Below are 21,221 nucleotides of genomic sequence, written 5' to 3'. Positions count from 1 at the left end.
GGCGCGCCATAGGGTGAGCGCCACTTCAGACATGCCCGGATACCGCATGTGGATTCCGCTTGCTAAGTCTTTAGGCGTGGTCTCGCTCCAGCCTGTGGGGCTTTGCCGGTGTTGAAGGCGTAAACGGAAACGGCCCCCGCGACGTGAGTCGCGGGGGCCGTTCGTGTTGAAGTCGCTTGCCGGGGCTTAGAACGTGTTTACGATCTCGCGGGCTAAGGCGAAAACGGCTGAGAAAGCGGAATGTACACGTGGTACATGAGCATTTCGAAGCTGTACTCACCGTGTAACGCTCCACGACGCGCAGCAGATCGTAAACAGGTTCTTAAGGCAGGATGGTGGTGATCTGCTTTTGCAACTGCTGTTTCAGCGCTTGTTGCTTCTCTACCTCGGTCTTCTTGCCCTTGACCATGGCGTTGAAGTCCAGCGCGTACACCGGCGCGTTCAGCGGGCCGGTGATCTTCAGCGGCACGTTGACGCCCTTGAGGCGGGCGAAGGCCAGCGGGTTGGCCTGCACGTCCATGGTGTAGTCGACGATGCTCTGCTTCAGGTCTATCTTGCCGCCGCCGCCCACATTCATCAGCTGAGAGGCCAGCTTCAGGTCCTGGCTGCGCGCCACGCCCTTGTCCAGGCGGAAGCTGCTGGACAGCGTGGAGAAGGTGGTTTTCTGGTCGTTCTGCGCGGCGCTGTTCCATTCCTTCAGCTCGGCCGGCAGGTTCTTCAGCGCCGCCACCAGGTCGATGCCGGTCAGCGCGCCGTTGTTCAGGCTCATCTGCACATTGCCGCTCAGGGTGTCGCGCAGCTGGGCGAAAGATTTGCCGTCGGCGTTGATGTCTATCTTGCCGTTGCCCTTGCCGTCCAGGCGGCTGAAGTTGAACAGGTCCACCAGCAGCGGCCGGATCTTCATGCCTTGCAGCGTCTGGTTCACTTTCAGCTGCGGCACGTCGCGGCGGCTGAGGCTGGCGTCGCCCTGCAGCCGGCCTTCGTAGATGTCGGCCGACATCTGGTCCAGCTCCAGCTCGCGCGGGTTGACGCGCACATTGCTGCTGATCTGCTTGATGCGGAAGCGGCCCACCGCCAGTTCGCCTATCGCCACCTTGCCGGTGAGGTCGAACAGGTCCAGCCAGTCCAGCGGGATGTCGCCGGTGTTCTGGAAGATGGCCACCGGATCGCCCTTGCTTTCCGGCAGATAGCGGTTCAGGTCCAGCCGGCCCACCGACACCGTCGCCTCGTGGCGCGGCTTGATCAGGCCGTACTGGCTGACGGTGACCGCCAGGTCGGAGCCGTCCATCTTGCCGGCGACGCGCAGATTGAAGCGCGGCTCGTCCAGGTCGCCGTCCAGCGCGCCGTCCATGGTGGAGACCAGCTTGCCGCGCGGCAGCAGCGGGGTGGTGATGGTGGAGGTCAGCGCCAGCGGCTGCATCCGCAATTGGTTCATGCCGGCCAGGGACAGCGGCGCGTTGAGCTTGACGTTGACCTTGGTGGAGCCGGCCAGCCAGTTGAAGTCGCCGTGCAGCTTGTCGGCGTACAGGCCGGCTTCGTTGAGCTTGAGGTTTTCCAGCGCGGCTTCCAGCTGGTACTGGCTGCGCGCGTAGCTGAGCTTGGCGCTCAGCTGGCCGGAGGGCATGGTCAGCTCGTCGAAGCTGGCGTTGATCTGCGGCAGCGCCAGGTGGACTTCGCTGCTGGGCCGCTCGCTGCTGAAGGCGAGCGCCACATTGCTGCCGGTGGCCTGCAAGGTGGCGAAATTGAGTTTGTACTGGCCGCTGACGGTGAGCTTGCTTTCGCCCAGGCCGGGCACCTGAGTCATCGCCACCGCGTCCAGCGCTTCCAGGCTGACCTGGTCGTCCTGGATGGACAGCGGGGTGTTGACCGCCAGCCGCACCGGACGCGAGCCCTGTTCCAGGATGGCGCCGGCGCTGAGGCTGGCGCTGCCGCGCAGATCGTCGGCGTCCAGGCTGATGCTGGCGACGCGGCTGTCGGTATGCGTCATCTGGTCGGACAGCACCAGGGTGCCTTCGCGTATCTTCAGCGTGTCCAGCTTGACGGAAAAGCTGCTCTGGCTATGGCGCTGGAACAGGTCGGCGATGGACAGGCGGCCGTCTTCGCCGCGGCTGATGTTGGCGCTGGGGCCGTACAGGGCCACCGAACTCACTTCGCGGTTGCCGAACAGCAGCGGCCACCAGGCCAGGCCGACGCGCAATTCCTCCACGCGGGCGAAAGGCGTTTGCTGGCCCGGTTCGGAGACGGAGAGTTTTTCGATCTGGATGCCGGGGGAGGGGAACAATACCGGAGTGACGCGGCCCTCGATGCTGATGACGCGGCCGGTGTCCTGCAAGGCGTGCGACAGGGTGCCGCGCACCTGGGCTTCATTGAATTGCCAGTAGATCAGCGATTGCACCAGCACGACGACCGCAATCAGCGCGGTGAGGCTGTAAACAGCGATGCGAAGCCACAGCCGGCCGGAGTTCAATTTCATTGGGGGATGCTCGGATGGGCCATGCCAGCGCTTGGATCTAGGTTACGGGTTGGGAAATCGGACTGGAGCGGGTGAAGGGAATCGAACCCTCGTCGTAAGCTTGGGAAGCTTCTGCTCTACCATTGAGCTACACCCGCGCGTTTTCGGCTAGAGCGCCCGAATGTAGCGGTTTTTGCCTGTTTTGGCAAGGCGCCGCGGCGGAGCGGACGGCTCCGGCGGCGACGGCGCGAGCTAAGCGATTGATAAACAAGCGCGCGCTCAACGCTCTTTGCGCAGCCCGGCCAACAAGGCCTCCAGCTGATCGGTAGCCTGGCCCCAGCCACTGGCGAAGCCCATCGCCTCGTGCTCGCGCAGGTCGGCCTCGGTCCAGTGCAGGACGTCGGCGCGGTAATGGGTCTTGCCGTCGCGGGCTTCGAAGTCCAGCATCACGGTCATGAAGGGCTTGGCCGACGGCAACCAGGCCTCGGTATAGGCGTCGGTGAACACCAGCCGGCGTCCGGGCCGCACTTCCAGATAGACGCCGCGATTGGGGAAGTCCTGTCCTTCCGGACTGCGCATCACCACCAGGCTGGAGCCGCCGGGCCGGACGTCCAGTTCGGCCGAGGCCACGGTCCACGGCCGCGGGGTGAACCATTGGCATAGCAGTTCGGCTTCGGTCCAGGCGCGGTAAACCTGTTCCGGCGGGGCGTCGATCAGCCGTTCCAGCGTGAGCCGGTACGGGCCGTTGGCGTGGTCCATGGCGGGCCTTTCGGGTGGAGGTATCGGCTCAGATTAGTTCTTTGTCATGAGGTTCGCAATCCCGCCGCCGGAATTTGCCCACGCAGCGCCCGGGCCAGGCGGGCGACGCCTTGCTCCAACTGAGCCGGCTCCAGCGCGCCGAAGCCCAGGCGCAGCGCGGGGATGTCGCGGCCGTCGCCGGCGAAGGCGCCGCCGGGCAGGACGCGCGCGCCGGCGTTTTGCGCGTCCGCGCACAGCCGCGGCATGTCCACCCAGGACGGCAGCCGCAGCCACAGCGCCAGGCCGCCTTCGGGCAGATCGTAGTCGGCCAGGCCGGCCAGATGGCGGTCTATCGCGTCGGCCAGCGCCTGGCGGCGCGCGCGATAGACTCGCAGCGCGCGGCGGAGATGGCGTTTCAGTTCGCCGCTGTGCATCAGTTCCGCCACCGCCAGCTCGGTGACGGCGTTGCCCTGGCGGTCTATCAGCATGATGTCGGCGGCGCAGCGCTCGATGATGGCGGGCTCGGCCACCAGATAGCCGACGCGCAGGCCCGGGGCCAGCACTTTGGACAGGGAGCCGACGTAGACGATGCGCTCGGCGGCGTCCAGGCTGGCCATCGGCAGCGCCGGGCTGCGGCTGAAGTGGAATTCGTGGTCGTAATCGTCCTCGATGATGGCGAAGCCGTAGCGCCGCGACAGGGCCAGCAATTGCAAGCGCCGTTCGGCCGGCATCATCAGGGTGGTCGGGTATTGGTGGTGCGGGGTCAGGTAGACGGCCTTGACCGGCTGGGTTCGGCACAGCCTCTCCAGCGCGTCCGGCCGCATGCCGGCGGCGTCCAGTTCCACATCCAGCGGCCGCGCGCCCAGGGAGCGGAAGGCTTCGCGCGCCGGCGGATAGCTGAGCGCGTCCAGCGCCACGGCGTCGCCGGGCCGCAGCAGCGCGCGGCCGGCCAGATAGATGCCCATCTGGCTGCCGCGCACCAGGCAGATGCGTTCGGCGTCAGCATCCAGGCCGCGCTCCATGTCCAGCATTTCCGCCAAGGCCTGGCGCAAGGGCAATTCTCCGCGCGGATCGCCGTAGGCCAGCCGCCCGGCGCGGGCGGCGGCGATCAGCGCGCGGCGGTAGGCGCGCCCCAGCACGTCGAAGGGAATCAGCCGCGAATCCGGCACCCCGTCGCCGAAGTCGATGGCGTCGTTCGTGGGGACGCTTGTCGGCGTCCGCGCGGCGGCCGGTGCGGGCCGCGGCGACAACAGCGGCAGGCTGGGCGCGACGAAGGTGCCGCGCCGGCCCTGGGTCAGCAGCCAGCCTTGCGCCGCCAGTTCCTCATAGGCCAGCACCGCGGTCTTGCGGTTGACGCCCAACTGCGCCGCCAATTCGCGGCTGCCCGGCAGCGGCGCGCCCGGCGGCAGCCGGCCGCGCTGGATGTCGGCGCTGATCCGCTGGGCGATTTGCAGGTGCACCGGCAGCCCGCCGCCTCGGTCCAGGCTGAGTTGCAAATCCCATTTGCGCAGCATGCGCGCTCTCCTTCCCTGGTCCGCACTTCTGGTTTCTGGACCATCAATCTTATCAAAACTGGATGTTTTTGCTGGTCCAAAGACCGCCTAAAGTCTTTCCGGTCATCAGCGCCGCCGACGCGGCGAGAGAGATCAAGGAACGGAAATGACGGAACAGACAGACAGCGGCGCGCGCGGCTACCGGCTGGCGGCGATAGAGAGGCTGGGACGCGAGGTGCGCGGCTTGCGGCTGGAGTGCGTCGATGCGGAGCCGCTGCGTTTTCGCGGCGGGCAGTTCGTGTCGGTGACGGCTCCGGGCGGGCTGACGCGCAGTTATTCGATGGCGGCGGCGCCGCGCGCCGACGGCGGCGTGGAGCTGCAGGTGCGGCTGCAGCCGGGCGGGGCGTTTTCCGAATGGCTGAGTCGGCAAGCGCGGCCGGGCGACGCGCTTTGGCTGGAGGGGCCCTACGGTGACTGCGTGTGGCGGGAGGACTCCGGCGCCGAACAGGCGCTGATGCTGGCCACCGGCACCGGCATCGCGCCGCTGCGGGCGATGTTGCTGCAGGGACTGGGCGCGGCCGGAGGCCGGCCGGTGACCTTGTACTGGGGCGGCCGCACCGTGGACGACCTGTATTTGCTTGAGGAGATGCGGGCGTGGGAGCGCGAGCGTCCGGGTTTCCGCTTCGAGCCGGTGCTGTCCGAACCCGGACCGGGTTGGGACGGACGGCGCGGTTTCGTCCAGCAGGCGGCGGCCGAGGATTTCCCCTGTTTGCGCGCCGCCGAGGTCTATGCCTGCGGCGCGCCGGCGATGGTGGGCGCTGCGCGCCAGTTGCTGACGCGACAGCGCGGCCTGCCGGAGGAACGCTTCCTGGCCGACGCGTTTCAGCCGGCGCTTTCCGCCGCATCCGCCCTGGAGGCGGTGGCCTTGAGCGTGCGCGTCGCGGATGGCGGGGAGCGGAGGCTGGAAGTGGCCGCCGCCGGCAGCCTGATGCAGGCGCTGGCCGCCGCCGGGCTGATGCGCGGCGTTTGCGGCGGGCAGGCCGCCTGCGGCACTTGCCTGGTGCGCGTCGGACAGGACTGGCTGCCGCGCTTGCCGGCGATGGAGCGTACGGAGCGGCGGCTGCTGGCGGCGCTGGAAGTGCTGGAAGTGAATGACGGCCGCAGCCGGCTGGCTTGTCAGATCGCGCTGCAGCCGCGCTTGCACGGTTTGAGCGTTGTCGTACCCGGGTAGGCGGCCGCCTGCCCGCATTCAGCAAAGGAGCATGAAATGGAAGCAAACCTTGAACAATCGGCCTTGGAGGGCGTGGGCCCGGCCTTCGATCCGCAGCAATTGATGGCGGTGCGCGACAAAACCCGGCAGGCGATCGCCTTGATCGCCGCGGCGATGCGGCCGGGGATGCTGGAGGAGGACGCGGTGGAACTGGCCAAGGACATCCTGGCCGAGCGCGGCATGCTGCGCGGCTGGCACGACGTTTACGTGCGCTTTGGCCGCAATACGCTGAAGACTTTCGGCGCGGCCTCCGATCCCGGCGTGCGCCTGGGCGACGACGATATTTTCTTCATCGACATCGGCCCGGTGTGGAAACAGTGGGAGGGCGACGGCGGCGACAGCTTCGTCACCGGCGCCGATTCTGAGATGGCGCGCTGCGCCGCCGACGCCCGCGCCATTTTCCACGAGGTGAGGCGCAAATGGGCGAGCGAAGGCTGTAGCGGGCGCGAGCTGTACCGGTTCGCCGAGGACTGCGCCGCCGGCCGCGGCTGGGCGCTGAACCTGGACCTGTCCGGCCACCGGCTGGCGGATTTCCCGCATGCGGCCATCCACGAGGGGCCGCTGGCGGAGGTGGACTTCACGCCGGCGCGCATGCTGTGGGTGCTGGAAATCCATATCCGCCACCCGTCGCGGCCCTTCGGCGCCTTCTTCGAGGACATGTTGCTGGAGGATGCCTGTTTCGAGGAGTGATGGGCGCCTAGGACTTGCTTACAGTCCCAGCTCGCTCAGGCCGGGATGATCGTCCGGCCTGCGTCCCAGCGGCCAGTGGAACAGGCGCTCGTCTTCGCGGATGGCCAGATCGTTGATGCAGGCGTAGCGGCGTTGCATCAGGCCGTCGGCGGCGAACTCCCAGTTTTCGTTGCCGTAGGAACGGAACCACTGGCCGGCCTCGTCCCGCCATTCATAGGCGAAGCGCACCGCGATGCGCTCGCCGTCGTGGGCCCACAACTCCTTGATCAGCCGGTATTCGTGTTCGCGCCGCCACTTGCGGCTCAGGAAGTCGATGATTTGCGCGCGGCCGCGCGGGAATTCCGCGCGGTTGCGCCATTGGCTGTCCTCGGTATAGGTCTGGGCCACCTGTTCCGGATTGCGGCTGTTCCAGCCGTCTTCGGCCAGGCGGACTTTGAGGACGGCGCCGGCGCGATCGAAGGGCGGCAGCGGCGGACGAAGAGGGGCGGACGAGGACATCTTGTTCTCCTGTGGAAAGGGCTTAAGGAGCGGCCAGTGTGCGCCGCCGCCGCCGCGGGCGGAATAGCCGCGGCCGGCAATGCACTATTGCGCGCGGCGCAAGAGCGCGCCTGGCGCGGGCTGGCGCGCCGCCCGCGCTTGAGGCAGACTGCCGGACTGGGGCGCTCCGCCAGATCTTGCCGAATTCACGCCGTGAACAAATACAGCCAAATCTTTTCCGACATCGTCGCCGACATCGACAACCAGCGTTACCAGCAGGGCGACCGCATCCCTTCCGAAGCCGAACTGATGCAGGGCTACGAGGCCAGCCGCGGCACCGTGCGCAAGGCGGTGGACATGCTGCAGGAGCGCGGCTATGTGCAGAAAATCCACGGCAAGGGCGTGTTCGTGCTGCGTTCCGGCAATATTGAATTCCAGCTCAGCGGCATCGTCAGCTTCAAGGAGGCGCATCAGCACCTGGGCCGCCGCGTCAGCACCCGGGTGGCGGAGATGGAAACGGTGCCGGCGGACGCCCAACTGGCGCGGCTGCTGGACGTGCGCGAGAAAACCCCGCTGCTCAGGATCAAGCGGGTGCGCAATATCGACAATGAAAACGTGATCCTGGACATCAACTACTTCGTCGCCGGCCTGGTGCCGGGGCTGGACCGGGAGGCCGCCGCCGGCTCGATCTACGAATTCATCGAACAGCGGCTGGGCCTGAACATCAGCTACGCGCGCCGGGTGATAGAGGCGCAGGCCTGCGGCGACGACGATCGCCGCTACCTGGACCTGAACGGCATGGACCATGTGATCGTGGTCAAGAACCACACCCATCTCTACGACGGCCGCCAATTCGAATACACCGAGTCCCGCCATCGGCTGGACAAATTCTTCTTCTCCGACGTCGCCCGCCGCAAATAGCGGTCCGGCGTCGCGCGCGCTAATCCCTTGATTTGAAGCGAGCCGTCGCGGCTGTTGCGTCCGCGCACGGGCTTGCTTGATTTTGCGCAAACTCGTCTATACGAGTGTTGACACAACTCGTCTGTACCAGTTAGCGTGCCATCAGCATCGGCGGCGCTTGCCAATACCGCCGCCAGGTTTGATAACGGGCTAGACGGCGCAGACCGCCAGGCCGAGACACACAGGGACCCCCAAATGAGCCACGATTACCAGAACATCGCCGCCCGGATACTCGAAGCGGTGGGCGGCCGCGACAATCTGCAGCAGGCCGCGCACTGCATTACCCGGCTGCGGCTGTCCTTGAAGGACGAAAGCCGGGTGGACCAGGAGGCGCTGCGCCAGGTGGAGCTGATCAAGGGCCAGTTCAGCCACGGCGGGGTGTTTCAGATCGTGATCGGCTCCGGCGACGTGGACCGGGTCTACCAGCCCTTGATCGAACTGGCGGCGCTGCAGCGCGCCACCGTGGCCGAGGTCAAGGCCAGCGGCGATCAGAAACAGGGCCGTCTGCAGCAGCTGGTCAAGGTGTTTTCCGACGTGTTCATGCCCATCCTGCCCGCCATCATCGTGGCCGGCCTGCTGATGGGCTTGAACAATCTGCTGGGCGCCAAGGGCATGTTCATCGACGGCAAGAGCCTGCTGGACGCCTACCTGGGCCTGGACGGGGTGTGGGGGCTGATCAATATGATGGCCAACACCTCCTTCGTGTTCCTGCCGGCGCTGGTGGGCTGGTCGGCGGCCAAGCGCTTCGGCGGCAGCGAGGTGCTGGGCATCGTGCTGGGCCTGCTGCTGGTGCATCCGGACTTGCTCAACGCCTGGAACTACGGCAAGGCCGCCGCCGGCCTGGACGGCGCGGCGCTGCCGTATTTCGACGTGCTGGGCTGGTTCCGCATCGAAAAAGTGGGCTATCAGGGCCAGATCCTGCCCATCCTGGCCGCCACCTGGGTGATGTGCCGGGTGGAGCTGTGGCTGCGGCCGCGGGTGCCCAATTCCGTCCAGCTGCTGGTGGTGCCCATCGTCACCATCGTGGTCAGCGGCGTGCTGGCGCTGGCGGTGATCGGCCCGGTGGCGCGCCATCTGGGTATCGCCATCACCGACGCGCTGGTCTACGTGTTCAATCTGGCGCCGCTGCTGGGCGCGATGCTGTTCGGCGCCCTGTACGCGCCGCTGGTGTTGACCGGCATGCACCATATGTTCATCGCGGTGGACCTGCAGTTGATCGCCAACCAGGGCGGCACCTTCATCTGGCCGATGATCGCGCTGTCCAATATCGCCCAGGGCAGCGCCGCGCTGGCGATGTTCTGGCTGGCGCGCGCCAGCAATGAGAAGAGCATGGCGTCCACCTCGGCGATTTCCGCCTTCTTCGGCATCACCGAGCCGGCGATGTTCGGCGTCAACCTGCGCTACAAGCTGCCGTTCTACGCGGCGCTGGCCGGTTCGGCGCTGGCGGCGGCCACCATTACCCTCAGCCATGTGCGCGCCTCGGCGATAGGCGTAGGCGGCCTGCCGGCCTTCATCTCCATCATTCCGCAGCAGATCCCGATGTTCCTGGCGGGCATGGTGGTGGCGCTGGTGGCGCCGTTCGCGCTGACCTGGGTGTTGGCGCGCCGCCAGCTGCCGCAGTCCTGACGAGAAAGCCGTAGCAATGAACAAGAACCTGAAATCCGCGGTGGTGTACCAGATCTACCCCAAGAGCTTTTACAGCCACCACGGCGCGGCCACCGGCGATCTGCTGGGCGTGGCGGACAAGCTGGACTACCTGGCCTGGCTGGGCGTGGACTATCTGTGGCTGACGCCGTTCTACCGTTCGCCGCAGCGCGACAACGGCTACGACGTCAGCGACTACTACGCGATAGACCCGGCTTACGGCAGCATGGCCGACTTCGAACTGCTGCTGGCCGAAGCCCGGCTGCGCGGCATCGGAGTGATGCTGGACATCGTGGTCAACCACACCTCCACCGAGCACCCGTGGTTCCGCCAGGCGCTGCAGAGCCGGGACAATCCCTATCGCGATTTCTACATCTGGCGCGACCGGCCCAACAACTGGCGCTCCAAGTTCGGCGGATCGGCCTGGGAGTGGGACGAGGCCAGCGGCCAGTATTATCTGCACCTGTTCGACAAGACCCAGGCGGACCTGAACTGGGACAATCCGGCGGTGCGGCGCGCGGTGTTCGACATGATGAATTTCTGGGCGGACAAGGGCGTGGCCGGCTTCCGGCTGGACGTGATCAATCTGATTTCCAAGGACCCGGCCTTTTCCGAGGACGACAGCGACGGCCGCCATTTCTACACCGACGGCCCGCGAGTGCACGAATACCTGCAGCAGATGCACCGCGAAGTGTTCGCCGGCCGGGACTTGATGACGGTGGGCGAGATGTCGTCCACCTCGCTGGAGCACTGCGTCGCCTATTCGCATCCCGAGCGGCGCGAGCTGTCGATGACCTTCAACTTCCACCACCTGAAAGTGGATTACCCGGACGGCGAGAAATGGCGCGCCGCGCCGTTCGACTTCATCGCGCTCAAGCGCATCCTGTCGGACTGGCAGCGCGGCATGCACGAGGGCGGCGGCTGGAACGCGCTGTTCTGGTGCAACCACGACCAGCCGCGGGTGGTGTCGCGCTTCGGCGACGACGGCCGCTACCGGGTGGAGTCCGCCAAGATGCTGGCGTCCACGCTGCACGGCTTGCAAGGCACGCCCTACATCTACCAGGGCGAAGAGATCGGCATGGCCAATCCCGGCTTCGCCGACATCGAAGACTACCGCGACGTGGAAACCCATAACGCCTACCGGCAATTGCTGGCCGACGGTCTGGAGCGCGGGCAGGCGATGGCGGCGATCCGGCAGAAGTCGCGCGACAACTCGCGCACGCCTATGCAATGGGACGACGGCCGCTTCGCCGGCTTCTCGCGGCGGGAGCCGTGGATAGGGCTGGCGCCGGACGCGGAGACGGTCAACGTCGCCGCCGCGCGCCGCGATCCGGACTCGGTGCTGCAGCACTACCGGCGCTTGATCGCGCTGCGCAAGCAATACCCGATCTTCAGCGACGGCGATTACCGCTGCCTGACGCCGGACGATCCGGCGCTGTGGGTCTACGCGCGGACCGGCGAGCGCGAGAAGCTGCTGGTGATCAGCAATTTCAGCGCCGAGGAGCGCGACTACTCGCCGCCGGCGGAGTACCTGGCGCCGAACCACGGCTGGCAGCTGCTGTGCGCCAACTACGCCGACGCGGCGACGCATCCGGCGCGGGCGCGTTTGCGGCCTTATGAGTCCTTGCTGTACCGCGCCGTGCTGAACTGAGCCTCAGAACCTGTTTACGATCTGCTGCGCTGCGTGGAGCGTTACACGGTGAGTACCGCTTCGAAATGCTCATGTACCACTCGTACATTCCGCTTTCTCAGCCGTTTTCGCCTTGTCTCGCTCTTGCTCGCGAGATCGTAAACAGGCTCTCAGAATTTTCGAGGAGTTAATCCTCTGCGAGCTGCCGGCATTCCCGGCCGGCAGGCCGCGCTGTGCCCAAAACTAAGGGAAATGGAGAGAACAATGACTCAATTCACCCCCCGCGGCCTGGCCTTGCTGGCCTTGTCCGCCCCCCTGTTGCTGCCCGTTGCCGCGCAAGCGCTGGATTTTCACGGCTACGCCCGCCTGGGCGCCGGCGGATCGGACGGCGGCGGCAAGCAAAGCTGCTTCCAGCTGGCCGGCGCCGAAACCAAGTACCGGCTGGGCAATGAATGCGAACAGTACGCCGAGCTGGAACTGGGCCAGCAGCTGTTTCAAGCCGAGAACGGCAGCAAACTCAGCGTGGTGGGCATGGCCAGCCTGTACAACCGCAACGGTCATTCGCTGACCTTCCAGGGCGACAACGGCAATGTCCGTTTGCCGCAGGCCTACGCCAAATGGAGCGACATCCCGCAGCTGAACGGCGCCACGCTGTGGGCCGGCCGCCGCTACTACAAGCGCCACGACGTGCATATCGCCGACTTCTATTTCTGGAATCCCAGCGGCACCGGCTTCGGCCTGGAGGATTTCAAGCTGGGCCAGGAACTCAAGCTCAGCTACGCCTTCTCGCGCAACGACAACTGGTGGCAGGCGGACCAGGCCAACAAGCACGATCTGCAATTGGGCGGCATCGCCGTCAACCCCGGCGGTGAACTGAGCCTGGGCCTCAGCTACATCCAGCGCGCCGGCCAGGTGGCGGGCGCGAACAGCGGCTGGTCGCTCAGCGCGCTGCACGAGCAAAAAGGCGTGTTGGGCGGCCGCAATCTGTTCTCGCTGCAATACGGAGTAGGGCCGGGCACCGGCCTGGGCGGCACCGGCAGCCTCGTCAGCGACAGCGGCAGCCGCCGCAGCCGCTTGGTGGAGGCGCTGGACTGGCAGGCCACGCGCGAGTTCGGCGGCCAACTGATGCTGGCCTGGCAGCGCGACGCGCGGCCGGACGGCGGGCAGACCTGGTGGTCGGCCGGCGCGCGGCCGGTCTACGCCTTCGGCGAGCGCTTCAAGCTGGCGGCCGAAGTGGGCTTCGACCGGGTCAAGGCCGCCGACGGCCAGATCCGCACCCTGAGCAAATTCACCATCGCGCCGACGCTGGCGCTGGACAAGGCGTTCTGGAGCCGGCCGGAACTGCGTTTCTTCTACACCTACGCGCGCTGGAACCGCGCCGCCCAGCAGGCGGCCGCCCCCGGTTCGGCGCTGGCCGACGGCGGCGCCTTCGGCAGCGCGCTCAGCGGTTCCACCTTCGGAGTGCAGCTGGAGCACTGGTGGTGAGCGAGGCTTGAGCGTGCCGGGCGCGGACCATCAAATTTTTTGAACGTCTCGCCCGGATAATTGATCTGTCGATCCGGTCCGGCGGCTGTTAGATTGCCTGTCTGACGCTAGACGGGAGGGACTATGCCGGACATCAACGCTCTATTTCGGGCCCGCATCGGCTGGGACGCGCAGCGGCCGCTGGCCTTCGAGGACATCGACGACTTGCTGCGCGAGACGGCCTTGTGCCTGCCGTTTGAAAACCTGAGCCTGTTCCACGGCGCGCCCGAGCCCATCAGCGAGCGCAGCCTGCTGGAAAAAATCGCGCTGCGCGACGAAGGCGGCCTGTGTTACGAGCTCAACCCCTTGCTCTATCTGTTTCTGCGTCGCAACGGCCTGGAAGCCAGCCTGATCCGCGCGACGATCTTCGACGAGGGCAGCCAGGACTGGCTGCCGCTGGGCGGCACTCATGTCGCCGTCCTGCTGTGGCACCAGGCCCAGGGCTATCTGCTGGATTGCGGCTACGGCCTCAAGCAGCCGCTGCGCATGGTGCCGCTGTGCGGCGAAGTGGCGCGCTCCGCCAACGGCGATTACCGGGTGGCCTGGCCGGCCGGCGCCGGCTTCGCCCAATTGGAACGACGGCTGGCGGGGGAGGGCGAGGATTGGCGCATCGCCTACGGCTTCGACCTGGACGACGAGATCGTCGATTGCGGTGCGCTGAGCGAGATTCAGCGCCGCATCGCCGAAGACCCGCGCTCGCCGTTCAACAAGAGCCGGCTGATGGCCTTGCTGACCGCCGAAGGCAGCCGGGTGCTTACCGAGGACGCGCTGACCGAGATCCGCAACGGCAGGCAATGCCGGCTGACGCTGGCGCCGGGCGAGTTCGAGACCTTCCGCCGGCTGTTCACCCGGCGCTTCAGCGAGCCGCCGGCTTGAACGGCGAGGGCTTGCCGCCCGCGCCGGGACGGGTACACTGAGGCCCTGTCCATCGTCGGGGGTCTCGCCGCCATGTCCGTCCTGTTTCGCTCCATCCGCCGGTTCGCGCCGGCGCGCATGCTGCTGGCCCGTCCGCGGCTGGCGATCGCCGCCGTCGTCGGCCTGCTGGCCGTGCAGGCGCTGCCCTGGCTGTGGCCGGTGCAGGAGATCACCCGCTACATCGTCGGCTGGAACGTGGGCGCCGCGCTCTATCTGGCGCTGGTGGCCTGGATGATGTTTAGCGAGGGCCGCCAGCACATCCGTCATTGGGCCAGACTGGAGGACGAGGGACAGACGCTGGTGATGACGCTGGCGGTGCTGGCGGCGCTGGCCAGCCTGGCCGCCATCGTGCTGGAACTGGCGGCGGTCAAGGACTTGCACGGCTGGCCGCGCGCCGGCCACGTCGCGCTGGCCATCCTGACCATCTTTTCCTCCTGGGCCTTCATCCACGTGATGTTCGCGCTGCATTACGCGCGCGCCTACTACGCCGCCCACGCGCGCGGTCTGGCTCCGGGCCTGGAGTTTCCCGGCAAGGAGGAGCCGGATTACGGCGACTTTCTCTATTTCGCCTGCATCATCGGCACCTCCGGGCAAACCGCCGACGTCAGCTACACCACCAGCGCGATGCGCAAGGTGGGCACGCTGCATTGCGTGCTGTCCTTCTTTTTCAACGCCACGGTGTTGGCCTTGATGATCAATATCGCCGCCGGCCTGATTTGACGCCGGAGCGCAGCGAGACCCCATGTTGAACGTGTTGAAATTATTGCTCTTGTTCGGCCTGACCGCGGTCGCGGAAATCGTCGGTTGTTATCTGCCCTGGCTGTGGCTGCGCAAGGAGGGACCGTGGTGGTTGCTGCTGCCGGCCGGGCTGTCGTTGATGCTGTTCGTCTGGCTGCTGACTCTGCATCCGGCGGCCGCGGGCCGGGTTTACGCCGCTTACGGCGGCGTTTACGTGGCGGTGGCGCTGTTGTGGCTGTGGCTGGTGGACGGCGTGCGGCCCAGCGGCTGGGACATCGCCGGCGCGGCGGTGGCCTTGTGCGGGATGGCCATCATCATGCTGGCGCCGCGGCCGGGCTGAGTGTCGTTCACGATCCGCTGTGCGGGCGCAGGCATGAAAAAACCGGGCTCAGGCCCGGTTTTTCTTGGCGGCGGCGCGATTCAAGCGGCCGGCGGCAGGGTGTCGGCGAAGGACGGACGCGTCATCAGCCGCTCCAGCAGGCTGGCCAGATTGGGGTGGCTGTCGCGCCAGTCTATCTCCGGGAAGCGGAAGTCCAGATAGCCCAGGCAGGCGCCGACAGCGATGTCGGCCAGGCTGTAGCTCACGCCGTTGCACCACTGGCGGTCGGCCAGGTCGGCGGCGAGCGCGGCCAGGCCGCGATCTATCTTGCCGCGCTGGCGCGCGATCGCTTCCGGCATCTGCTTGTCGTCCGGGCGGCGCTTTTCCAGCACGATGGCCACCGCCGCGTCGACGATGCCGTCGGCCAGCGCTTCCCAGCGCCGGGTGGCGATCAGCAGGCGGTTTTCCTGCGGCAGAATGCGCGACACCGGCGAGATATTGTCCAGATATTCGGCGATGACGCGCGAGTCATACAGCGTCGAGCCGTCATCCAGTTCCAGAACCGGCACCTTGCCCAGAGGATTGTAGTCGCCGACGCGGGTGTCCGCGTTCCACGGCACGTCTTCCTCCAGCGGGCAGTCAATTTTCTTTTCGGCCAGCACGATGCGCACCTTGCGGGCGTAGGGGCTGGTCAACGAGGCGATCAGTTTCATGTTTCGGGTCGTTCTGGATATTGGCAGGCGAAGTGCTCGCCGGACGGCAAGGCCCGGCGAGCGACTACTTTAGCGCAATGCCGTGGCGGCTGGAAGGCTTACTTCAACTCCACCTTGCCGCTGACTTGCAGTTGCAGTTGCGATTGTCCGGGCTGCAGGTCCGGTTGCGCCACTTCCGCGTTGGCGGCCATGCCGGCGGCCTTCATCATCATCGGGGGACGGAAGATGGGCGATTGGCTGCCGATGTCCAGTTCCTTGATATTGCTGACATTTTTTCCAATGGCCTTGGCGGCGATCTTGGCCTGGGACTCCAGGTTGGCGATGGCTTCCGGCAGCATGGCCTGTTCGGCCTCCTTGCGCGCCTGGTCGGACACGCTGAACTGCAGTCCTTGCAGCAGCAGGTTTTGTTGCAGTTTGGCCATCAGTTCGGCGGCCTGGGCGAAATCGCGGCTTTTCAGCTGGATTTCCACCCGGCCTTGCCAGCTCTGGATCTTGCCGTTCTTGTCGTAATTGGGCCAGGTGTTGTAGCCGCCGCTGGACAGCTGCACTTTGGGATAGGCGCGGCCTTGAGCGATGCCCTGGGCGGCGGCCTTGTTCAGCCGGTCGGCCAGCACCGCCGGCTGGGCGTTGCTCAGCTGCTGGTAGAAGGTGGCGCTGATCTGGTCGTTGGGCACTTCGCGCTGGGCGCTGGCGGACAGATTGAGTTGGGTGCTGTCGGCCAGCGCCGGGGCGGCGCTGACGGCGAACAGGGTTCCGAGGCTGGCAAGCAAGAGAGTTGGTTTGTTCATGTGTCGATTCCCATGACATTGTTGTCTTGATCGGAAAAGTCCGATTCGCAGTGTGTAGGCCCATCATGCCCGAGAAAAGTTTCCGACGGCATACTGCCCTTCGGCCAGTTCGATCCGGTTGCGGCCGTTGCGCTTGGCCCGGTAGAGCTGGCTGTCCGCCGCCCGGAACAGGCTGGACAGGTCGTCGTAGGGCTGCTGGCTGGTGCTGGCCACGCCGATGCTGACGCTGATGCGCAAGGGCGGGGCGGCGGCGGCCGGCTGCGGCCGCAACGCGTCCACCGCGCGCATGATGCGTTGCGCGGCCGCGTGCGCGTCCCGCAGGCCGGCGCGCGGCAGCAGCATCACGAATTCCTCGCCGCCGTAGCGGCCGACGATGTCGTCGCCGCGCGCTTCGGCGCGCAGGCAGGCGGCCAGTTGTTGCAATACCAGGTCGCCGAACTGGTGGCCGTGGCGGTCGTTGATGCTCTTGAAGTGATCGACGTCCAGGAGCAGCAGCGCCAGCGGCTCGCGCTCGCGCCAGGCGCGGCGGCAGGCGGCCTCGGCCAGTTCGCGGAAGCGGCGTTGGTTGAGCAGATTGGTCAGGCCGTCGTGGCTGGCCTGGTGTTGGGTCCGCTCCAGCGCGCGCTCGTAGCAGATGTACAGCGCGCACAAGATGAAGCCGAAGCTGAGCCAGTGCATGCCCAGCGAAGCGAGCATGGAGAAGCGCATCGCGTCGGCGTCGTAGACCTCGCCGGCCCAGCCGGCGTGGACGAGGCGCGTCAGCGACAGCAAGGCGTACAGCAGGCAAACCGCCAGCGCCATCTTGCGGCCGGCGCCGGCGATGCGGGTGCGGCCGGGCCACAGTTCGCGCGCGGCCAGCAGCCAGGCGATCAGATAGACCAGGCAGACCGCGATGGTGCGCCGCCCCATATCGGCCGGGCCGGCCTGCAGATAGGCGGCCATGCCGGCGGCCACCAGCAGCAGGCTTTGCCAGACGCGCGGCTTCTTGCCGTTCAGATGGCGGACGCCGCACAGCGCGAGGGGGTGGAACAGCATCCACAGCAGATTGTTGAACGCCAGTTGCGGCCACGGCGGCAGGCCGACGGGCAGCAGGCTGAACACGCCGCCCAGGCTGACGCTGGCGCCGGCCGCGCAGAAGTACAGGAAGGCCCGCTCGTCGCGGTTGCGCAGCCAGAACATCGTGATGACGGCGGTCAGCGCCAGGCCGTAGCCGGTGGTGCTGAGCACGGCGGCCTGGAAGTCTAGGATGCTTTGCATGTGGGGTCTGTTCAAAGTCCGCTGCGCGTCGCGAAACCTCGCGCGGCGGGCGCGGCGCTTGGTCTCGCGGGCGCTCGCCAGAGCGTGAACAGGCTCGGGGCCGGCGCTTTGCAAGGTGAATTATGACAAGCGGCCCATCATAGGGCCGTTGTCCATGGGCTTCAATCCGCAAAGCTACGCAGCCAGGCTGACAAATCCCGACAATTTCGCCGTCGGGATCCATTTGTCCTGTCAGGCCAGGTATTCGTATCCCGGAAGCGTCAGGAACTCGACGAAATCGTCGGAAGTGGTCAGCAGGTCGAACATCGCGGCCGCGTCGTCGTACTGGCGGGTCCAGCGCACGCCGTACTCGGTCTTGAGTTTGGCCACTTCCGCCGCGTGCAGCTGGCGGAACAGTTCGGTGCTCACTTTGCGGCCGTCGTCCAGCACGCCCTTGGGGCTGCGTATCCACTGCCAGATCTGCGAGCGGGAGATTTCGGCGGTGGCGGCGTCTTCCATCAGATTGTGGATGGGCACGCAGCCGTTGCCGGAAATCCAGGCGCCCAGGTACTGGATGCCCACATTGATGTTCATCGCCAGCCCGGCCTCGGTGATGGGCGCGTCGGGACGGAAGTCCAGCAGTTCGGCGGCGCCGACCTGGACGTCGGGCCGCAGCTTGGCGATCTGGTTCGGCGCGTCGCCCAGCACCTTGCCGAAGGCTTCGGCGGCGATGGGTACCAGGCCGGGGTGGGCCACCCAGCCGCCGTCGTAGCCGTCGGCGGCGTCGCGCTCCTTGTCCGCCCGGACGCCGGCCAGCGCCTTCTCATTGGCCGCCGGATCGTTCTTGATCGGAATCAGCGCCGCCATGCCGCCTATCGCCGGCGCCGCGCGGCGGTGGCAGGTTTTCAGCAGCAGCAGCGCGTAGGCGCGCATGAAGGGCACCGTCATGGTGATCTGGGCGCGGTTGGCCAGGCAGAAATCGCGGTTCTGGCGAAATTTCTTGATGCAGCTGAAGATGTAGTCCCAGCGGCCGGCGTTGAGGCCGGCGCTGTGCTCGCGCAATTCGTACAGGATTTCGTCCATTTCGAAGGCGGCGAGTATGGTCTCGATCAGCACCGTGGCCTTGATCGTGCCCTGCGGGATGGACAGTTCCTGTTGGGCGAAGACGAACACCTCGTTCCACAGCCGCGCTTCCAGATGGCTTTCCATCTTGGGCAGGTAGTAATAAGTGGCGCTGCCCACGCTGCGCAGATAGCTGATGTTGTGGAAGAAGGACAGGGCGAAGTCGAACAGCGCGCCGGAGACGATCTCGCCGTCCACCTTGACGTGCTTTTCCATCAGATGCCAGCCGCGCGGGCGCAGCAGCAGGGTGGCGGTGTCGGCGTTGAGCCGGTATTGCTTGCCGTCCGGGTTGGCGAAGGAAATGGTCTTGCGATAGGCGTCGCGGACATTGATCTGGCCGTTGATCTGGTTGTCCCAGCTCGGGCAGTTGGAGTCCTCGAAGTCCGCCATGAAGCTCTTGGCGCCGGAATTGAGCGCGTTGATCATCATCTTGCGGTCCACCGGGCCGGTGATTTCCACGCGGCGGTCGAGCAAATCGTCCGGCAGCGGCGCGATTGTCCAGTCGCCGGCGCGGACGGCGGCGGTGTCCGGCAGGAAGTCCGGCAGCTTGCCCGCGTCCAGCTCGGCCTGGCGCGCGGCGCGGGCGGCCATCAGTTCGCGACGGCGCGGCTCGAAGCGGCGATGCAGCTTGGCGACGAAGGCCAGCGCGTCGTGGCTGAGGATGTCGGCGTAGGCCGGGGTGAGCGTAGCGAGGATTTCCATCCCCTGGGGAAGCGAGGCTGCCATGCTGGGACTCCTTTGCATCGTTGGACGGGGCGGCGAGCGGGCGCGCCGGGACAGGCGGCGTCCGCGTCCGGACCTGGGACAGTGAAACGGGACCTGGCTAGTCTAACTAGGCAAAGCGTAAAAAAAAATGCATATATAGACATATCATCTTTTACTTTTTGTTAGCTAATCGTGGGGCGGCCCGGATGTTGAAACAATTGGAGACCTTTGTCGCCGTGGTGTCGCAGGGCAGCTTGTCGGCCGCTGCGCGCCAGGAGGGGGTGGTGCCGGCCATCATAGGCCGGCGCATCGACGCGCTGGAGGAGAGGCTGGGCGTCAAGCTCCTGACCCGCAGCACGCGCAGCCTGGCGCTGACCCAGGAGGGAGCGGCTTTTTTCGAGGACTGTCAGCGCATCCTCGCCGATCTGGAAGACGCGGAGGCGGCGGTGGCCTCCGGCAGCGGCCGCGCGCGCGGCCATCTGCGGGTGTCGGCGCCGGCCGGTTTCGGCCGCAAGCACGTGGCGCCGCACATCGCCGGCTTTCAGCAGCGCCACCCCGACGTCAAGGTAACGCTGGACCTGTCGGACCGGCTGGTGGACTTGCAGCGCGACCGCATCGACTGCGCGATCCGCATTTCCGATCTGGCCGATTCCTCGCTGGTGGCGATCCGGCTGGCGGAAAACCGCCGCGTGGTGGTGGCGGCGCCGGCCTATCTGGCGCGCCACGGCCTGCCGCGCCGGCTGGAGGACCTGGCCGAGCACAACTGTCTGTCGCTGGGCGAGAGCCAGAGCCGCGGCTGGGCGTTCCGCCGCGACGGCGAGGCGGTGAACCTGCGCGTGGGCGGCCGGCTGGAGTGCAACGACGGCGCGGTGCTGCACGACTGGGCGCTGCAGGGCCTGGGCCTGGCCTGGCGTTCGCTGTGGGAGGTGAAGGACGATTTGTCCGACGGCCGGCTGGTGACGGTGCTGGACGAGTTCTCCGCGCCGGACTATCCGGTGTGCGCGGTGGTGCCGCAGCGGCGGCTGTTGCCGGCGCGGGTGCGGCACTTCGTCGACTATCTGCGGTCAGTGTATGCTGAGGCGGCATATTGGAATTGAGGCGATGAAGATGAAAACAGCGATGGCGGCGCTGCTGGCGGCGCTGGCGGCCGTCCCGGCCTGGGCCGGCGCGGGCACGGTGGGCCTGAGCTGCCTGCCGTCGGCCGGCGCCGGCGTGGACATGCGCGAATGGCTGCTGGACCGGCTGGCCTTGAAGGGCGCGGCGGTGGACGAGGCGCGCCCGCAATGGAAGTTGTGCTTCAAGCAAAGCCAGCAGCGCCAGGTGTATTGGCCGGCGGACGGCTGGTACGCCGGCGGCTGGCGCGATTGGCGCTACGGCGGCGGCATGTATTGGTCGCCGGACTACCAGGTGCGCACCGTGCGCACGCTGGCGCTGGAGGTGGTCAACAACGCCGACGGCGCTGTGGTGTGGCAGGGCCAGCAAGAGCTGGGCGACGGGGACAACGGCCGCCAGCAACTGGAGAACGCCGCGCGAAAATTGATAGATTTAATGCCAATGCCATGATTTGTTTTGCGTTATGATGACGCGCAGGGTTGGGGTATTGCAGGCTATATGGGGTTTCCCGTATTGCCGGCGGCCGGCCCTGCGGTACTATCGCTCTCTTCCCCGGCATGAACTGCGTGGATCGGCGGCTTAAGCACCGCGCTCGACAACGGCAAGCCCTTGTTATCGCGTTTATTTAAAGCCAACGACAGACAGAGCAGCGGGGGATAGGACACAACAGATCATACAGGCCCCATCCGAGTAT

General features: G+C 66.5%; 19 protein-coding genes and 1 tRNA gene. 11 read left to right on the top strand and 9 right to left on the bottom strand.

The features are described 5' to 3' along the window. Positions 1–322: 322 nt before the first annotated feature. The 4 genes from VK98_RS16660 to VK98_RS16645 all read right to left on the bottom strand — a co-directional run bounded on the left by VK98_RS16660 (position 323) and on the right by VK98_RS16645 (position 4,704). Positions 323–2,473, bottom strand: a complete 2,151-nt coding sequence (locus VK98_RS16660; protein ID WP_048415088.1) for an AsmA family protein — start codon at positions 2,471–2,473, stop codon at positions 323–325. Positions 2,474–2,536: 63 nt separating this feature from the next. Further along, positions 2,537–2,610: transfer RNA gene (locus VK98_RS16655), tRNA-Gly, on the bottom strand. 121 nt (positions 2,611–2,731) lie between these two features. Continuing rightward, positions 2,732–3,211, bottom strand: coding sequence for an SRPBCC family protein (locus VK98_RS16650; protein WP_048415087.1), 480 nt, complete (start codon positions 3,209–3,211; stop codon positions 2,732–2,734). 44 nt (positions 3,212–3,255) lie between these two features. After that, on the bottom strand, positions 3,256–4,704 hold the full coding sequence (locus VK98_RS16645) for a PLP-dependent aminotransferase family protein (protein WP_048415086.1): 1,449 nt from the start codon (positions 4,702–4,704) through the stop codon (positions 3,256–3,258). Between the two features lie 145 nt (positions 4,705–4,849). Here VK98_RS16645 and VK98_RS16640 point away from each other — a divergent pair, with 145 nt between their 5' ends. Both VK98_RS16640 and VK98_RS16635 read left to right on the top strand, forming a co-directional pair. Continuing rightward, positions 4,850–5,914 carry an FAD-binding oxidoreductase gene (locus VK98_RS16640; RefSeq protein WP_053077440.1) on the top strand — a complete coding sequence of 355 codons (1,065 nt, stop codon included), beginning with the start codon at positions 4,850–4,852 and terminating at the stop codon, positions 5,912–5,914. Between the two features lie 36 nt (positions 5,915–5,950). After that, a complete protein-coding gene (locus VK98_RS16635) occupies positions 5,951–6,643 on the top strand; it encodes a M24 family metallopeptidase (RefSeq protein WP_048415085.1) in 693 nt (230 codons plus the stop codon). 18 nt (positions 6,644–6,661) lie between these two features. On the opposite strand, the gene VK98_RS16630 is transcribed toward VK98_RS16635, so the two are convergent. Then, entirely contained in the window at positions 6,662–7,141 is a 480-nt protein-coding gene (locus tag VK98_RS16630) for a nuclear transport factor 2 family protein (protein WP_048415084.1), read from the bottom strand. Positions 7,142–7,333: 192 nt separating this feature from the next. Between VK98_RS16630 and treR the strand changes: the two genes are divergently transcribed. From treR to VK98_RS16595, 7 genes are all read left to right on the top strand, one after another. Continuing rightward, entirely contained in the window at positions 7,334–8,041 is a 708-nt protein-coding gene (gene treR, locus VK98_RS16625; RefSeq protein ID WP_048415126.1) for a trehalose operon repressor, read from the top strand. Between the two features lie 234 nt (positions 8,042–8,275). Beyond that, positions 8,276–9,706, top strand: coding sequence for a PTS system trehalose-specific EIIBC component (treP, locus tag VK98_RS16620; protein WP_048415083.1), 1,431 nt, complete (start codon positions 8,276–8,278; stop codon positions 9,704–9,706). A gap of 16 nt (positions 9,707–9,722) precedes the next feature. Continuing rightward, positions 9,723–11,375 carry an alpha,alpha-phosphotrehalase gene (gene treC / locus VK98_RS16615; RefSeq protein WP_048415082.1) on the top strand — a complete coding sequence of 551 codons (1,653 nt, stop codon included), beginning with the start codon at positions 9,723–9,725 and terminating at the stop codon, positions 11,373–11,375. Positions 11,376–11,618: 243 nt separating this feature from the next. Further along, positions 11,619–12,839 carry a carbohydrate porin gene (locus VK98_RS16610; RefSeq protein WP_048415081.1) on the top strand — a complete coding sequence of 407 codons (1,221 nt, stop codon included), beginning with the start codon at positions 11,619–11,621 and terminating at the stop codon, positions 12,837–12,839. Between the two features lie 123 nt (positions 12,840–12,962). Continuing rightward, on the top strand, positions 12,963–13,754 hold the full coding sequence (locus VK98_RS16605; protein ID WP_048415080.1) for an arylamine N-acetyltransferase: 792 nt from the start codon (positions 12,963–12,965) through the stop codon (positions 13,752–13,754). 72 nt (positions 13,755–13,826) lie between these two features. Further along, positions 13,827–14,513 (top strand): DUF1345 domain-containing protein, encoded by a 687-nt coding sequence (locus VK98_RS16600; protein WP_048415079.1) that lies wholly within the window; start codon positions 13,827–13,829, stop codon positions 14,511–14,513. Positions 14,514–14,535: 22 nt separating this feature from the next. Then, on the top strand, positions 14,536–14,871 hold the full coding sequence (locus VK98_RS16595) for a YnfA family protein (protein ID WP_082159083.1): 336 nt from the start codon (positions 14,536–14,538) through the stop codon (positions 14,869–14,871). Between the two features lie 80 nt (positions 14,872–14,951). Here VK98_RS16595 and VK98_RS16590 read toward each other — a convergent pair whose 3' ends face one another. The 4 genes from VK98_RS16590 to aceB form a co-directional block, all read right to left on the bottom strand. Continuing rightward, the gene (locus VK98_RS16590) at positions 14,952–15,563 is read right to left on the bottom strand and encodes a glutathione S-transferase (RefSeq protein ID WP_048415078.1); all 612 of its coding nucleotides are present in this window, start codon (positions 15,561–15,563) and stop codon (positions 14,952–14,954) included. A gap of 98 nt (positions 15,564–15,661) precedes the next feature. Next, on the bottom strand, positions 15,662–16,351 hold the full coding sequence (locus VK98_RS16585) for an SIMPL domain-containing protein (RefSeq protein ID WP_048415077.1): 690 nt from the start codon (positions 16,349–16,351) through the stop codon (positions 15,662–15,664). Between the two features lie 63 nt (positions 16,352–16,414). After that, positions 16,415–17,608: a GGDEF domain-containing protein gene (locus VK98_RS22925; protein ID WP_053077439.1), complete on the bottom strand. Its 1,194-nt coding sequence runs from the start codon at positions 17,606–17,608 to the stop codon at positions 16,415–16,417. A 231-nt stretch (positions 17,609–17,839) separates the two neighbouring features. After that, complete coding sequence (aceB, locus tag VK98_RS16575) at positions 17,840–19,435, bottom strand: malate synthase A (RefSeq protein ID WP_156187910.1); 1,596 nt, start codon at positions 19,433–19,435, stop codon at positions 17,840–17,842. 185 nt (positions 19,436–19,620) lie between these two features. On the opposite strand from aceB, the gene VK98_RS16570 reads away from it, so the two are divergent. Then, on the top strand, positions 19,621–20,511 hold the full coding sequence (locus tag VK98_RS16570; RefSeq protein ID WP_048415075.1) for a LysR family transcriptional regulator: 891 nt from the start codon (positions 19,621–19,623) through the stop codon (positions 20,509–20,511). A 4-nt stretch (positions 20,512–20,515) separates the two neighbouring features. Beyond that, a complete protein-coding gene (locus VK98_RS16565; RefSeq protein WP_156187909.1) occupies positions 20,516–20,977 on the top strand; it encodes a DUF4136 domain-containing protein in 462 nt (153 codons plus the stop codon). Positions 20,978–21,221: the final 244 nt, after the last annotated feature.

The organism is Chromobacterium sp. LK11 (assembly GCF_001043705.1).
GTDB classification, from domain to species: domain Bacteria; phylum Pseudomonadota; class Gammaproteobacteria; order Burkholderiales; family Chromobacteriaceae; genus Chromobacterium; species Chromobacterium alkanivorans.
Note: the sequence above shows the minus strand (reverse complement) of the source record. Positions and strands in the feature narration are given on the sequence as shown.

Bases quoted from the DNA above. Each gene is read 5' to 3' on its own strand.
- VK98_RS16600 (WP_048415079.1), top strand. From the start codon at position 13,827: ATGTCCGTCCTGTTTCGCTCCATCCGCCGGTTCGCGCCGGCGCGCATG.
- VK98_RS16650 (WP_048415087.1), bottom strand. From the start codon at position 3,211: ATGGACCACGCCAACGGCCCGTACCGGCTCACGCTGGAACGGCTGATC.
- treC (WP_048415082.1), top strand. From the start codon at position 9,723: ATGAACAAGAACCTGAAATCCGCGGTGGTGTACCAGATCTACCCCAAG.
- VK98_RS16590 (WP_048415078.1), bottom strand. From the start codon at position 15,563: ATGAAACTGATCGCCTCGTTGACCAGCCCCTACGCCCGCAAGGTGCGC.
- VK98_RS16585 (WP_048415077.1), bottom strand. From the start codon at position 16,351: ATGAACAAACCAACTCTCTTGCTTGCCAGCCTCGGAACCCTGTTCGCC.
- VK98_RS16595 (WP_082159083.1), top strand. From the start codon at position 14,536: ATGTTGAACGTGTTGAAATTATTGCTCTTGTTCGGCCTGACCGCGGTC.
- VK98_RS16565 (WP_156187909.1), top strand. From the start codon at position 20,516: ATGAAGATGAAAACAGCGATGGCGGCGCTGCTGGCGGCGCTGGCGGCC.
- VK98_RS16640 (WP_053077440.1), top strand. From the start codon at position 4,850: ATGACGGAACAGACAGACAGCGGCGCGCGCGGCTACCGGCTGGCGGCG.
- VK98_RS22925 (WP_053077439.1), bottom strand. From the start codon at position 17,608: ATGCAAAGCATCCTAGACTTCCAGGCCGCCGTGCTCAGCACCACCGGC.
- VK98_RS16660 (WP_048415088.1), bottom strand. From the start codon at position 2,473: ATGAAATTGAACTCCGGCCGGCTGTGGCTTCGCATCGCTGTTTACAGC.
- aceB (WP_156187910.1), bottom strand. From the start codon at position 19,435: ATGGCAGCCTCGCTTCCCCAGGGGATGGAAATCCTCGCTACGCTCACC.
- VK98_RS16635 (WP_048415085.1), top strand. From the start codon at position 5,951: ATGGAAGCAAACCTTGAACAATCGGCCTTGGAGGGCGTGGGCCCGGCC.
- VK98_RS16570 (WP_048415075.1), top strand. From the start codon at position 19,621: ATGTTGAAACAATTGGAGACCTTTGTCGCCGTGGTGTCGCAGGGCAGC.
- VK98_RS16645 (WP_048415086.1), bottom strand. From the start codon at position 4,704: ATGCTGCGCAAATGGGATTTGCAACTCAGCCTGGACCGAGGCGGCGGG.
- VK98_RS16610 (WP_048415081.1), top strand. From the start codon at position 11,619: ATGACTCAATTCACCCCCCGCGGCCTGGCCTTGCTGGCCTTGTCCGCC.
- treP (WP_048415083.1), top strand. From the start codon at position 8,276: ATGAGCCACGATTACCAGAACATCGCCGCCCGGATACTCGAAGCGGTG.
- VK98_RS16605 (WP_048415080.1), top strand. From the start codon at position 12,963: ATGCCGGACATCAACGCTCTATTTCGGGCCCGCATCGGCTGGGACGCG.
- VK98_RS16630 (WP_048415084.1), bottom strand. From the start codon at position 7,141: ATGTCCTCGTCCGCCCCTCTTCGTCCGCCGCTGCCGCCCTTCGATCGC.